The 13,699-nt window shown below is 69.0% G+C and carries 10 protein-coding genes; 6 read left to right on the top strand and 4 right to left on the bottom strand.

The annotated features are described in order from the left end of the window. Positions 1–99: 99 nt before the first annotated feature. On the top strand, positions 100–2,943 hold the full coding sequence (locus RPX00_RS04350; protein WP_406637678.1) for an AfsR/SARP family transcriptional regulator: 2,844 nt from the start codon (positions 100–102) through the stop codon (positions 2,941–2,943). 38 nt (positions 2,944–2,981) lie between these two features. Here the strand turns inward: RPX00_RS04350 and RPX00_RS04345 are convergent, their stop codons facing one another. Continuing rightward, positions 2,982–3,554 carry a YceI family protein gene (locus tag RPX00_RS04345; RefSeq protein ID WP_406637676.1) on the bottom strand — a complete coding sequence of 191 codons (573 nt, stop codon included), beginning with the start codon at positions 3,552–3,554 and terminating at the stop codon, positions 2,982–2,984. Positions 3,555–3,573: 19 nt separating this feature from the next. After that, entirely contained in the window at positions 3,574–3,903 is a 330-nt protein-coding gene (locus RPX00_RS04340) for a rhodanese-like domain-containing protein (RefSeq protein ID WP_406637675.1), read from the bottom strand. 84 nt (positions 3,904–3,987) lie between these two features. On the opposite strand from RPX00_RS04340, the gene RPX00_RS04335 reads away from it, so the two are divergent. Then, a complete protein-coding gene (locus RPX00_RS04335; RefSeq protein WP_406637673.1) occupies positions 3,988–4,431 on the top strand; it encodes a MarR family winged helix-turn-helix transcriptional regulator in 444 nt (147 codons plus the stop codon). Here RPX00_RS04335 and RPX00_RS04330 read toward each other — a convergent pair. Together RPX00_RS04330 and RPX00_RS04325 are read right to left on the bottom strand one after the other, a co-directional pair. Continuing rightward, the gene (locus RPX00_RS04330) at positions 4,428–7,262 is read right to left on the bottom strand and encodes an RICIN domain-containing protein (RefSeq protein ID WP_406637671.1); all 2,835 of its coding nucleotides are present in this window, start codon (positions 7,260–7,262) and stop codon (positions 4,428–4,430) included. The genes RPX00_RS04335 and RPX00_RS04330 overlap by 4 nt on opposite strands. Positions 7,263–7,358: 96 nt before the next feature. Beyond that, a complete protein-coding gene (locus RPX00_RS04325) occupies positions 7,359–8,768 on the bottom strand; it encodes an alpha/beta hydrolase family protein (protein WP_406637669.1) in 1,410 nt (469 codons plus the stop codon). A 211-nt stretch (positions 8,769–8,979) separates the two neighbouring features. Here RPX00_RS04325 and RPX00_RS04320 point away from each other — a divergent pair, with 211 nt between their 5' ends. The 4 genes from RPX00_RS04320 to RPX00_RS04305 all read left to right on the top strand — a co-directional run bounded on the left by RPX00_RS04320 (position 8,980) and on the right by RPX00_RS04305 (position 13,478). Beyond that, the gene (locus RPX00_RS04320; protein WP_406642758.1) at positions 8,980–10,074 is read left to right on the top strand and encodes a sensor histidine kinase; all 1,095 of its coding nucleotides are present in this window, start codon (positions 8,980–8,982) and stop codon (positions 10,072–10,074) included. Continuing rightward, positions 10,071–10,733, top strand: coding sequence for a response regulator (locus RPX00_RS04315; protein ID WP_406637667.1), 663 nt, complete (start codon positions 10,071–10,073; stop codon positions 10,731–10,733). The genes RPX00_RS04320 and RPX00_RS04315 overlap by 4 nt, the downstream gene beginning before the upstream one ends. A gap of 252 nt (positions 10,734–10,985) precedes the next feature. Then, positions 10,986–11,837: an SDR family NAD(P)-dependent oxidoreductase gene (locus RPX00_RS04310; RefSeq protein WP_406637665.1), complete on the top strand. Its 852-nt coding sequence runs from the start codon at positions 10,986–10,988 to the stop codon at positions 11,835–11,837. Positions 11,838–11,942: 105 nt separating this feature from the next. Continuing rightward, entirely contained in the window at positions 11,943–13,478 is a 1,536-nt protein-coding gene (locus RPX00_RS04305) for a Na+/H+ antiporter (RefSeq protein WP_406637663.1), read from the top strand. The last annotated feature ends 221 nt before the right edge of the window (positions 13,479–13,699 follow it).

The raw sequence follows: 13,699 nt of genomic DNA, 5'->3' as shown, positions 1-13,699 counted from the left end.
ACGCTACTGATCCGCGACCGCGAAATCGTCCCCGCACAGTGGACACCCGCGAGTAGCTCTCCCGGGGGACACCGGCGAGAGCTGCTTTAAACTCCCGGTATGTCTTCGGGGGCCGCGGGAACCGGCCGGGACGGTGCGGAGCGCGAGCCCGGGTCCCGGCTGGAGTTCGCGGTGCTCGGACCCGTCCGCGGCTGGTACGGCGGGCAGCCGCTCGAACTCGGGCCGGTGCTGCGCACGACGATGCTGGTCGCGCTGCTCCTGCGGCCGGACGTGACGGTCAGCCGGGCCGAGCTGGTCGACCGGGTGTGGGGCGAGCATCCGCCGGAGAGCGACGGCGTGCCCGGCTACATCTACCAGCTGCGGAAATCCCTGGCAGCGGCCGGCGCGGACGCGAAAGCGGTGCTGCGGACCGACCCCGGCGGGTACCGGTTCGCCAGCGCGGGCGTCGGCGTGGACGCGGTGCGCGTCGAGGAGATCGCCGCGCGGGCCAAGAAAGCGGCCGCGGCCGGTGCGGTCGCCGCCGCGGCCGACGGTTACGGCCAGGCGCTGGCCTTCTACGAGGGCGTTCCGCTGGCCGGACTGCCCGGTCCGTTCGCCGAACGGGAACGGCGCCGGTTCGCCGAACGCCGGATCGGGCTGGTCGAGGGCCGGACGGACGCGCTGATCCGGCTGGGCGACTACGAGTCGGCGATCGGGGAGGTGTCGGCGCTGCTTGCCGAGCACCCGGACCGCGAACCGCTCACCGGGCTGCTCATGCGTGCCCTCTACGGCGCCGGACGGCAGACCGACGCGCTCGACACCTGGCGCGAGTTCCGCGTCCGGATGCTCGATGAGCTGGGGCTCGAACCCAGCGAAGACCTGCGCCGCGTGCACGAAGCGGTGCTGCGCGGTGACGACGGAACACTCGGCCTCGCGGCGCGGCCAGCGCAGCCGCGGATCCGGGACGAGCTGCCCGCCGACGTCGGAGAGCTGGCTGGTCGCGACGACGAACTGGCCCGGCTCGCCGCGCCCGGGAGCGCGGTGTCGGCGGTCGACGGGGTGCCCGGGGCCGGAAAGACGGCGCTGGCAGTGCGCGCGGCCCAGCTGTTGCGCGACGAACATCCCGACGGCTGCCTGTTCGTCGGCCTGCACGGGCACAGCACCAGCCGGGCCCCGCTCGCTCCGGTGCGCGTGGTGCGCCGGCTGCTGCGTTCGGCTGGCGTCAACGACCAGAACATTCCGGACGACCTGGACGAACTGTCCGCGAACTGGCGCGCGGCTACCGCGCCGCTGCGCTTGGTGCTGGTGCTGGACGACGCCGTCAGCGCCGAGCAGGTCCGCCCGCTGCTGCCCGGCGGCACCGGAAACCGCGTGCTGATCACGAGCCGTCGCCGCCTGCCCGGCCTGGACGTCGAACGCCGGATTTCCTTGGGGCCCTTGACTTCCGACGCCGCGGCCGGCCTGCTGAGCCGGATCGTCGGCCCGGCACGCGCGGGGCAGGAACGCGAGGCTGTGCACGAGCTGGCCAGTCTGTGCGGACGGCTTCCGCTCGCGCTGCGCATCGCGGGAGCCCGGCTCCAGAACCGTCCGATGTGGACCTTCCGCGACCTGGCGGACCGGCTCTCCGACGACACGAGCCGCCTCGGCGAATTGACTGCGGAGGAACGCAGCGTCGAGGCCGCGTTCCGGCTTTCCTACGACCAGCTTCCGGCTAGTACGCAACGCGCCTTCCGCACGCTGGGCCGCGCACCCGCGCCGGAATTCGACGAACTGGTGCTCGCCGCGATGCTCGGCTGTTCCCGGCGCGAGGCGGAAAGCGTGCTCGAGGATCTGGTCGACGCCAACCTCGTGCAGGCACCCGCCGCGGGCCGGTACCGGATGCACGACCTGGTCGCCGTTTACGCGCGCCGCCTCGCCGGGGACGAACCCGACGTCACCAGCGGGCTGGGGGTGTACCTGCACGCCTGCCGGGCGGCGAGCGAATGGGGCGAACCGGGTTTCCCCAGCGGTCCGACCCCCGCCGAGTCGCCCTTCGCCGGTCTGGTGGACGCCTCGGCCTGGCTGGACCAGGCAGGCGACCTGGTGGAAGTGGTCTCGTCCGCGGTCGCCGCGGGCCATTCGGACTACGCGTGCTGGATCGCCGAAAGCGCGGTCGACTACCTCGTGCGGCGCATCCGGTACCGGGAATGCGTTGCCCTGCTGGAAGTCGCACTGTCCGAAGCGGACACTCTCGCGGACCGGCGAATGGCGACCGCGCTGCGTTTCGGGCTCGGCTGGGCGCATCTCGCGCTGGGCGATTCCGCGGAAGCCAGGCAATGGTGCGAGGAAGGACTGCGGATCAGCCGGGAAACCGGCGACCGGCGGGAAACCGCGCGGGGCCTGTGCGGGCTGGGAATGGTCACGATGCTCGCCGGTCCGCTCGACGAAGCGGAAGAGGTGCTGGCCGAGGGGAAGACGCTCGCCGAGGAAGTGGCGGACAGCTGGCTGGTGGAACGGGCGGTGTCCGGGCTCGGCTACGTGCATTTCAAACAGGGCAATTACGAACGCTCCCTCGCCGCGTTCGCCGAATCGCGGGAAGTCGCGGTCAAGACGGGTAATCCGGCGATGCTGGGCCGGGTGTTGAGCCACATCGGCAGCGTCCGATTGCACCTCGGCCGGTCCGTCGAAGCCGCGGAACCCTTGCGCGAGGCGGCTTCCTTGGCCGAGCAGGTGGGCGACCGGCTGCTCCTGGTGAGTTCGCTGTCGAGGCTCGGCAGTGCGGAACAGGAATTGGGCAGCCTGGACGTCGCGCTCGCACACCATCTGCGTGCGTTGAGCGCTTTGACAGATCAAATGTCGCCGTGGGCGGAAATCGAGGTCCGGAATCGGCTGGGCGCGTGCCGTCAAGCACGAGGTGAGGACGAGGCGGCGCAGGAACAATTCGCTCTCGCCGCCGCGGTGATGGCCGACGTCGAGGCGCGCTGACCGATTGGCGCGGCCGGGAACCCGGCCGCGCCGCTCAGTCAGGAGCGGATCGCCTCGACCTCAAGAACGAGTTCGATCTCCTTGGAGACGAGCAGACCGCCCGTTTCCATCACCATATTCCAGACCAGTCCCCAGTCCTCGCGGTTGATCTTGCCGCGTGCGGAGAACACCGCCCGGTCGGATCCCCACGGATCGCGCGCGTGGCCGAGGTACTCCACGGCGAGGGCGACCGGATGCGAGACACCCTTGATCGTCAGGTTTCCGACCATGACGGCTTCGCTGCCGGTCGCCGTGACCGAGGTCGATTCGAACGTGGCGCGCGGATGCTTTTCCACGTCGAAGAAATCACCGGAACGGAGATGGTCGTCCCGGGTCTGGTCCCCACTGTCCACAGTGGCCATGTCAATGACCGCGGTGACTTTGGTGTCCTCGATCTGCTCGCCGATGTCCAGCGTCGCGTCCACGCCGGTGAAACGGCCGCGGACCTTGGTGAGCATGAAGTGTCTGCCGACGAAACCGACCTCGGCGTGTCCAGGGTCGACCTTCCACGTGCCCGCCGAGGGAAGTTCCACCCCGGCGACGATCCGGGTGGCCGCTGTCGTGTCTGCCATGGTGGGTACCAGTCCTTTCTTATTCGCCGGATTCGGTCGGCAGTCCGGCCGCGATCCAGTCGGCTTTGCCCTCGTCGTAGTCGAAGACCTGGGTGTAGCCGAGTTCTTGCAGGTGCTTTGCCACGTTGCCGGAGTTCTGGCAGGGAGAATCGGCGCAGTAGACGATGACCGCGGAATCCTTGTGCGGCAACAGGGTGGGGGCGAGTTCCTCGACGTCGTCGACCGGCAGGTTGAGCGCGCCGGGCAGATGCGCCTTCGCGTAGTACTCGGCGGGCAGTGCCTCGACGACGATCGCCGTACCGGCGTCGATCCGCCGCTTGACCTCGTCCCGCGTGATGGGCTTGACCATCCAGTCCTCCTCGGACCATTTAGGTGCGTACGCACGCACTCTACATATTAGGTGCGTACGCACGCAATGGCCTAGACTGGGGCGGTGAGCGATCCGAAGATCGGCCTGGAGGCGTGGCGGGCGATGCTGCTCGCGCACAGCGCGGCGGTGCGCGCCATCGAAACCGACGTGCGGCGCGGCGGCACCGTGCCCCTGGCCTGGTACGACGTCCTGCTGGAACTGAACGCGGTGGGTGCGAAGGGCCTGCGGATGCGGGAGGTTGCCGACCGGGTGGTGCTCAGCCGTACGCGGGTGAGCCGACTGGTGGACGAGCTAGTGCGCGCCGGCCTGGTGACGAAGCGCCCGGAGCCGGACGACCGCCGGGTCAGCTGGGCGGTGATCACCGACGAGGGCGTCCGTGCGCTGCGCGAGACCGCGCCGGTCTACCTGCGGAGCATCGAGCGGCACTTTTCGGCGCACGTCAGCAACGAGGAGGCGGCGGTGATCGGGAAGGCGTTGCTGCGGGTCGCGGAAAGCGCCGCCGATTAACGCACCCGCCACAGGTGGTCCGCGGTCCCGTTGTCGGCGAACTGGACCACCTGTGCGCTGTCCGCGGTGGACATCCGGTCTACGCCGAGCACCTTGCCGGAGTTGCGGTTCACGATCCGGAACCAGCCGCTGCCGTTGTCGAGCAACCGCCAGTCGTGGTCGGCTGTCCCGTTGTCGCTGAACTGCACTACCTCCGCACTGTCCGCAGTAGACATCCGGTCGACCCCGAGCACCTTGCCCGAGTTGACGTTCCGGATCCGAAGCCAGCCACCAGTCGCCTCGAAGGTCCACAAGTGATCCGCCGTGCCGGTGTCGCCGAACTGCACCACGCGAGCACTGTCGGCTGTGGACATCTGGTCGACGCCCAGTACCTTCCCCGAATTCCGGTTCTCGATCCGCAGCTGACCATCCGGTACCAGCTGCCACAGGTGGTCCGCAGTCCCGTTGTCAGCGAACTGAACCACCTGCGCACTGTCCGCCGTGGACATCCGGTCTACCCCGAGTACCTTGCCGGAGTTGCGATTGACGACCCGGAACCAGCCGTCACCGTTGTCGATGAGTTGCCAGAGGTGATCGGCGGTGCCGTTGTCGGTGTACTGGACGACCTGTGCGCTGTCCGTTGTGGACATCTGGTCGACGCCGAGCACCTTGCCTGAGTTGTGATTGCGGATCCGGTACCAGCCGTCGCCGTTCGCGATGAGCTGCCAGAGATGGTCGGCGGTGCCGTTGTCGGTGTACTGCACGACTTGCGCGCTGTCCGCAGTGGACATCCGATCGACCCCGAGTACCTTGCCGGAATTGAGGTTCACGATCCGGAACCCCGCCCCGCCGCCGCCCGGCAGCCACTGGGTGCCCTCGGGCGAGGCGATCGGGAACGACGTGATTCGCAACCGGGCCGCGCCCATCGGAATCAGCGTGACCGTCTCGACCTCCTCCGTACTACGCGCTGGTGACGCCTGCAACGGCGTGACGACATTCTGGTCGTCCGCCGTCCATTCAGTGATTTTCCGGGCAGGCGCGGTGATCCGCACTGGCGCGGTGTCCGGGGTAAAGGGATTGTCCGACAGCTCGCTAGAGGCCGCGAACGTCATCGCCGAGGCGGCATCGACGGTCAGCCCGTAGTTCCAGGGTGTGGTCGCATGCACCGCATACTCCGGGAACTGTGCAGAACCGCCGAGCCGCTCGTACTGTTCCCCGATCTGCAGCGAGTACGTCAACGGGCCGTGATCGACCGACAGGGAGTCATGGTTCGCCCGCCATGTTCGCACGGAGGTTCGTTGCGGGAGCACTAGGGTAACGACATCGCCGTTTCGCCACGCCCGCCGCACTTTCGCGAACGCAGGCCCGGCAGGCACCGCAACCGGCGCGCCCGCCACGGTGAGCCGCGGAGCCGTACACCAGGCCGGAATCCGGAAATACAACGGAAAACTCAGCTGCTTCGGCGTCCGGATAGTAAAGGTGATCTGCTCCGAGAACGGATACGTCGTTTCCTCGTCGATGGTCACCGAGGTCCCGTCGGCGACCTTCGCTGTCACGCTGCTCGCCGAATACATCGACGCCGCGAGCCCCTTGTCCGGTGTGGCCAGCCAGAGTTCCTCGGTGAAATACGGCCAGCCCATGCCGTAGTTGTGCGGGCAACAGCGATACTGGTCCACGGCGGGCAGATAGGCCTGCATCGCGAACCCGTTCTGGAACTGGCCTTCACTCTTGGGCACGTTGTCGAGATCAATACTGTTCGCGCTGGTGATGTAGTGCACCGCACGCCCAGCCGGATCGAGTGCGGCAGGCAAGGAATTGAAGGCGAGATCCTCGCACCGGTCAGCCCACACCGGATCGCCGGTCAGCCGGGTGAGCAACTGATGGCTCGCCATGAATTCGACGATCCCGCACGTCTCGAAGCCCTGCCGCGGATCGCCGAAACCGGGCCGCGCGTTCTCGTCCCCGGCGAACCCGCCGCCGGCGAATTGGCCGTACGCCGCCATGATCTGGTCATAGTCCTGATAGGACGCTTGGATCAGCTTTGTATCGCCCGAACGCAGCGCGTATTGCGCTGGTTCACGGAATCCTTGTGCCACATTGACGTTGTGCAGGCTGGGCAGATTGCCGACCCAGTTGGCACCGTAACGATGGATCTTGTCGGCGAGGTCCAGGAGGAAGGTGTCGCCAGTGCGGTTGAACAGCCAGAAGATGCTGTCCAGACCGTCGCCCCAGCGCACGTTCAGCCAGTCCGCGTCGAAGATGTCGTTGCGCTGAGCGTTCATGTACCGGAAAAACCGAGTCAGCAACGGGACGATTCGCGCGTCGCCGGTGTACTCCTGCCACGATCGCAGCGCCTGGATCATCGGCAGATACGGCCAAAAGTGCGGCCCGCCCCGGAATTTCGTGCGCAACTCGTTCGGCCCGAAGAACCCGTCGGCCTGCTGAGTAGCGAGAACCGCGTCGATCCAGCGGCGAGCCGAGTCCAGGGCGGTGCCGTCCCCGGTCACGATGGCGAGGTCGACGTACCCGCGCAGCCAGTACGGCACCTCCTCCCAGCCGCCGCGCTCGGGATGTACCCAGCCGGTGGTGTCGAAGTCGAGGAAATGCGAGATCTCGGGGTAATGGCCGCAGAGGCCGTCGAGCTGGAGCCGCAGCTGCCCGGCGAGCCAGCCGCGAGCCCTGACCGCCCCCGGCGGCAGCTTGAGAAACGCGGTGGGGGCGAGCGGGGCCGCGTTCGGCGTGTAGAACCCGCCTCGCGCAGGCTTCCGGAGACTCGCGGCGCTCGGGGCAGCCGCCCCGGCGAGCAGTGCGGCGACGGTCCCCGCGACGAAGTGCCTGCGGTTCAGCGGCATGGAGACCAGCCTCCACTCGTCTTTACAACGTTGTAAAAATAGAAGTACCCGCTGATGGGGCGATGGACAACCGCCGTTCGTCGTAGCTGGAGCCGATCAGCGGCCACCGCCAGACACCGTGAGTTCCCCGTAACCCGACAGCACACCTGCCAGATCGCCAGCTCCATGGCGCAGAACGGAATCCAGGAACGCAAGCGTGGCACCAGCAACGACGCGCGGACTCTCGTCCCGTCCCAGCGAACCGACGATCGACGGCACCGGCGGCAGATACAGCGGACCGTCCGTGAAGGACAGGTGCGCGGCACCAGGGACAGTGACCCGGTAGTTGGTCGCCGCACCACGGCTGAGCACCTCGGTGAGCTGCGGCAAGTACCGCGGATCGGTAGCCGGCGTGATGGCCTGCGTGAGCGCGAGTGTCGGCTGGTCGAGCGTCGGCGAGAGGGGCCCGCGAGGGTAGCCGTCCAGATCGATGACGGCGTCGAACCGCCGATCCCGCCTGGCCGCTTGCAGTGCGGCAGCCCCGCCCATGGAATGACCGGTCGCGGCGACCCGGCTGGTGTCCAGGTGCCCGGTCAGCGGGTCGCCTTGGTCGAGGCGTTCCAGCCGGGTCAGCGCGAAGCTGAGGTCGGCGGCCCGGATCGCTGTCCAGTTGTCGCCCAGCCGGTCGTCCTCGTCCCGGTCGCCGGTGGAGACGGTCGCGGTGGTGATCGTCCGGCCGTCGGCGAGCACGACGGCGGCGGAGTCGTACGGGTGGTCGAGCGCGGCGACCACGTAACCGTGGCTGGCGAGTTCTTCGGCCCACGCGGTGTTCTGCGTGCGTACTCCACTGGACCCCGGCGAGAACAGCACGAGCGGGAACCGTCCTCCCTCGACGGGCGCGTCGGGAATCGCGTGGGTACGGGCGTGCGGAAGTCCGTCGAGCAGGAAGCCCGGCAAACCGACTCCGTTGGCGAGTGCTTCGGCGACGGTGCGCGCTTCGTCCTCCGTGCGGCCGAGGTACCGGGCGACGTCAGCCGGGCTCTTCCGCGCGGGGTACCAGAGCTGGGCCACTACTGTGCGCCGGTCCTGAGGATCGGCGGTGAAGGTCTCAGGACGGTCCGGATCGGTCCACTGCAGCACCCGCGTGCCGACCGCGAAGCCGCCGGACGGCGTTGGGAAGACCGGGACGGGAAACGCCCACGCCGTAACGGAACCAGCGAGGATCAGGCAGACGCAGACCACCGATCCCGGCAATGCCAGCCACCACCGGACCCGCCGCGCACGGCTCCGTATCAGCGGGGAGAAAGCGAACGGTGCCGCGACAAGAGCACCCGCGAGCACTGGCAGCAGCTGCCAGCGGATCCCGGTCACGCAGAGCGCGATCGCGGACAGCAGAAACACCGCCCCCGCCGCGATGGTGACGCGCGGGCGGGCAACGGCGGGCAACCACCGCGCCACCACCAACGCGAGGGCGCTGAGCGACGTCAGGAGTTCCAACAGGTTCAGTCCGGTGATGATCTCGGTCACCTGGCCATATTCGGCTGCGGACCCGAGTGTCCGCATCGCTCTCCGGACGCGATTTCCGTGCCGTCTCCAGTGGCAATCGAACACCGGAACCAGCGTCCGGACTCCGACCGCAGGAGGTATCGGGAGTCCTGCTGCGGTCGCAATCCGGCGCGTCGCAGTCAGACTGCGGGTTCATGTGCGCGCCGCGCCGTCGGCCTACGATTGCGATGTGATGCGCTGGGCGTCCCGGCTACCGCCGATGGTGTGGGACTCGCTGCTGCCCGCGCTTCTCCTGCTCAACGTCCTGACGATGTGGGCACCCGCGGAGTTGCCGGTGGCCGTCCCGCTCACCGCCGCCCTCGCGGTGCCGTTGGTGTGGCGGCGCCGGGCCCCGCGCACGGTGTTCGCTGTGGTGGCGGCCGCGGCCTTCGTCCAGTGGCTGGTGGGCGTCCAGTTGCCTGCCGACATCGCGCTGCTGGTGGCTCTGTACACAGTGGCCGCGAACTCAGGCAAGCGCGTCACCCTCGCCGCGGTCGTCGTGGTGGAGATCGGGGCCGTCCTCGCCTGCCTGCGCTGGGCGACGGACGGTGCGTTCCTGACGCCGTTCGCCGCGCTCACCGCGATGGTCGTCGCCGCGGCCGTGCTCGGGGTGAACGACCGGACCACCCGGGCTTACCTGGAAGCCAAGCGGGAACGGGCCGTCACCGAGGAAAGGGCCCGGATCACCCGGGAGATGCACGACATCGTCACCCATAATCTGTCCGTCATGGTCGCGCTCACCGACGCCGCCGTCCGCGCGCAGCATCGGTCGCCGGACAAGGCCACCGCCGCGATGCTCCAGGTCTCCGAAACCGGCAGGCAAGCCCTCACCGACATGCGCCGTGCCCTCGGCGTCCTGCGCCCCGACGAACCGGACGCGGCCCGCCACCCGCTGCCCGGCATCGCCCAACTGGAGACCCTCGCCGGCCAGACGAACGCCGCCGGGCTCCCGACCGACCTCCATATCGACGGCGACCACACGCACATCCCCGCGACCGCGCAGCTGACCGTCTATCGCCTGGTGCAGGAAGCCTTGACCAACACTCTCAAGCACACCCCCGCCGGCACCCGCGCGAAGGTCCGGATCGAATGCGCCGCCGAGACCGTCACCGTGGACGTCACGGATACCGGCCCACCGACCTCCCCGGTGAACCGCCCCGGCAACGGCATCACCGGCATGCGCGAGCGTTCGGCGGTCTACGGGGGAACGGTGGAAGCCGGACCGCTTCCCAGCGGCGGCTGGCGAGTCCACACCCGCCTGATCTTCGGCCCCACGGAGTCCGCATGACGATCCGCATCCTGATCGCCGACGACGAAGCGTTGCTGCGCATGGCTTTCAGCATGGTTCTGGAGGCCGAACCGGACCTGGAACCGGTCGGCGAAGCCGAAAACGGCACCGACGCCATCCGCCTAGCCGCCGATCTGCGCCCCGACGTCGTCCTGATGGACGTCCGCATGCCGAAGACCGACGGAATCGAGGCGACCCGGCAGATCATCCGGAACTGTCCGCAGACCAAGGTGCTGATCCTCACCACCTTCGACCTGGACGAGTACGCCTTCGCCGGGCTCAAAGCCGGAGCCTCGGGCTTCCTGCTCAAGAACACCCGGCCGGAGGAACTGCTCTCCGCGATCCGCACCGTGGCCGCCGGAAACGCGGTCGTCTCCCCGCGTGTGACTCACCGCCTGCTGGAGAAATTCCGCTCGCATCTCCCCGACGCCGCCGCCACCGCGCGCGACGAACGGCTCAGCAGGCTCAGCGCCCGCGAACGCGAGGTGCTCGTCCAGGTGGGTTCCGGGCGGTCCAACGCCGAGATCGCCGCCGCCCTGCATCTCGCGGAGGCGACCGTGAAGTCCCACCTTGGCCGGATCCTGCACAAACTCGAACTCCGCGACCGGATCCAGGCCGTGATCTTCGCCTACGAAAGCCGCCTCATCCACCCGGCGTAAACCGTTGCGCGGCCGGAAAGAACGGTTCGTCAGGAATCCGCAAGTTCCGGGTCCCGGTTCTTGCCCTCGCGGCGGCCGGAGGGATTTCATCGTCGGCATGGGCAGAGGGCACGCCCCGGGGTGCGCCACGACGATCGGCCGCCTGATCCGGAGCCGGCCGGCGATGCGGTCGTGCGCGACGATTCCCCGGCCGGTCGCTGACCTGCCCGCCCGGCGCGGTACTCGCGCCGCAGAATCCATTGTGGACTAATCATGCCCGAAAACTCTGTTGTTCTCGTGACCGGTGCCGCTGAGGGCCTCGGCTACCACACCGTCCGGCAGTTGGCTGTCGGAAGCACGATCGTCATCGCGCATGCCCGCAGCGGTGATGAAGCCGCGCAGACCCGCGAGCGACTGCTCGGCTCCGGCGTCGACGAGCGCCGGTTGCATCTGGCCGTCGCGGATTTCACCGAACTGCGCCAGGTCGCCGACATGGCGAACGCGATCGCGGCGGCCTGTCCGCGGATCGACGTCCTGGTCAACAATGCCGGAACCGCCGGTGCGGGAGGCCGGACGGTGACCGCGGACGGGCACGAACAGGTCTTCCAGGTCAACTACCTCGCGCCCTACCTGCTCACCCGGCTGCTGGAGGACGCGCTCGCCGCGTCGCCGGTGAGCCGGGTCGTGAACGTGTCCTCGTCGCTGCACCGCGGCGGGCGGATCAACTGGAACGACCTGAACTTCAAACGCCGCTATCACCGAGGCGCGGCCTACGCGCAATCGAAACTCGCGCTCACCATGTTCACCACGGCGCTGACCGAGCGCTGCCCGAAGGTGCGCGAGGCGGTCAGCGTGCACCCGGGAATTCTCGCGACCGGCATGCTGGCGCACTACAGTTTCCGCGGCCGCCCCGTGACCGACGGAGCCGAGGTCGTGGCCCGGCTAGCAGACCCGGGAACCCGGGTGTTCAACGGCGGCTACTACGACGGCAGGCTGCCGGCGAAGGCGTCCTCGACGGCGGTGGACCCGGACGCGGTGGAAAGGCTTTGGCGGATCAGCGAAAAACTGACCTTTCCGGAGAAACGGCGTGCCCGGGTCGAAAACGAGCTTCGCACCGGGGTGTGACCCGCCGAGATCCGGTCCCGTGCGCGCCGCTTGACCGCGTAGGCTGACGCGTGGTGAGCCGGGAAGTCTGGTCGGCATCCGAACCGGATGTGGAGGACCAGGCGGATGCGCGGCGTCGAAACGGTGTTGTTCCTTGTCGTCATCGCGACCGTGGTGGCGACGTTCGCCAACCGGCTGCGCCTTCCCGCGCCGTCTCTGCTGGTGCTCGTCGGCGTGGTGGTGGGGTTGCTGCCCGGCGTTCCCGCGGTCGAGGTGACCCCGGACGTCATCAGTCTCGTGGTGCTGCCGCCGCTGCTGTTCGCCGCGGGAGAGGAGCTTCCGTGGCGTGATCTGCGCGCGGTGGCGCGGCCGGTCGCGGTGCTGTCGGTCGGGCTGGTTCTGGTGTCCGCCGCGGCGGTGGCCGGAATCGCGGTCGCGGTCACCGGGATGCCCGTCGGCGTCGCGTTTGTGCTGGGCGCGGTGCTCGCGAGCACCGACCCGGTGGCCGTGACCGCACTCGCGCGGCGGCTGGCGCTCCCGCCCCGGGTGCAGGCCCTGATCCAAGCCGAAAGCCTGTTCAACGACGCGACCAGCCTGTTGCTGTTCCGGGTCGCGTTGTTCGCGGCGGTGGCGGGCGGCGCCGCGTGGTCCCGGATGCTGGGGGAGTTCGCGTTGCTGGCCGGCGGCGGCCTGGTCGTCGGTGCGCTCACGGCGGCGGGTGCGTTCGTGATCCGCCGCCGCACCGAGGATCCGGTACTGGAGACCGTGGTCGCGTTGGTCACGCCGTACGCGGGATACGTGATCGCGGAATCGGTCGGCGCGTCGGGCGTGACCGCCGTGGTCGTGGCGAGCGTGATCCTCGGGACGCAGGCGGAACGGCTGTCCACCGCGCGGATCCGCCTGCAGGTCGGCGCGGTGTACCAGACCGTGGTGTTCCTGCTGGAAAGCGTCATTTTCGGCCTCATCGGCCTGCAGTTGCCCGCCCTCGTCCGGCGGCTCGCCAGCAGCGGCCCGTGGTGGCTGCTGCAGGCCGCGGGGATCGCGGCGACGCTGGTCGTGGTCCGGCTGCTGCTGGTGTTCGCGCTCACCGCGATCCGGCAGCGTCGCGGACGCGGACGGCTGTCGTGGCAGGCGCCCGCGGTCATTTCCTGGGCAGGCGCACGAGGCGTCGTGCCGCTGGCTGCCGCGCTTTCGCTGCCGGCGACCGGGCTGGCTGACCGCGATCTCGTGCTGCTGCTGACCACGGCGGTGATCGTGCTGACCTTGGTGGTGCAGGGATTCACGCTGGCACCGCTGGTGCGCCGGACCGGGATCGCGCTCGACCCGCTCGCCGTCCGCCACGAGTACCGTGCGGCCCGGCTGAGACTCGCCGAAGCCGGTCTGGACCACCTGGAACAGGTCGCCGAAACCGAATCCGCGCCTCTGCACGCGGTCGAACAGCTCCGCGTGGGCTGGAAATCGCGCGCCGACCGGATCCGAGCCGCCGCCGAGGACCCGGCGGACACCTCCCACGACGCCGCCTACCGCGCGCTGCGGCGGGAACTGCTCGACGTCGAAGCCGCGGAACTGACCCGGCTCTTCGCGAACGGCGAGATCACCGACAGCACGCGACGCCGGGTGCAGCACCTGCTCGACCTCGAACACGCCGGCCTCGAAGACTGACGCTCAGCGCCGCTGCTCCCGGCGGTCCAGATACTGCCCCGCCGCCCTCAGCAGGATTGCCACGACCAGGAAGAGCCCGATCAGGGACCCGGTCCATGCCAAGTTGCTCATGGCGGCCAGCGTGGCACGGCCGGTGCCGCTCCAGCGGGGCTCGCTATGGAATTTTGACGACGTCGGCCGGGTGTCTTGCCGCGAAGCCCATGCTAAAGCAACAAAAAGTT

The sequence above is a fragment of the Amycolatopsis sp. WGS_07 genome (assembly GCF_045278895.1).
Taxonomy (GTDB): Bacteria; Actinomycetota; Actinomycetes; order Mycobacteriales; family Pseudonocardiaceae; genus Amycolatopsis.
Note: the sequence above shows the minus strand (reverse complement) of the source record. Positions and strands in the feature narration are given on the sequence as shown.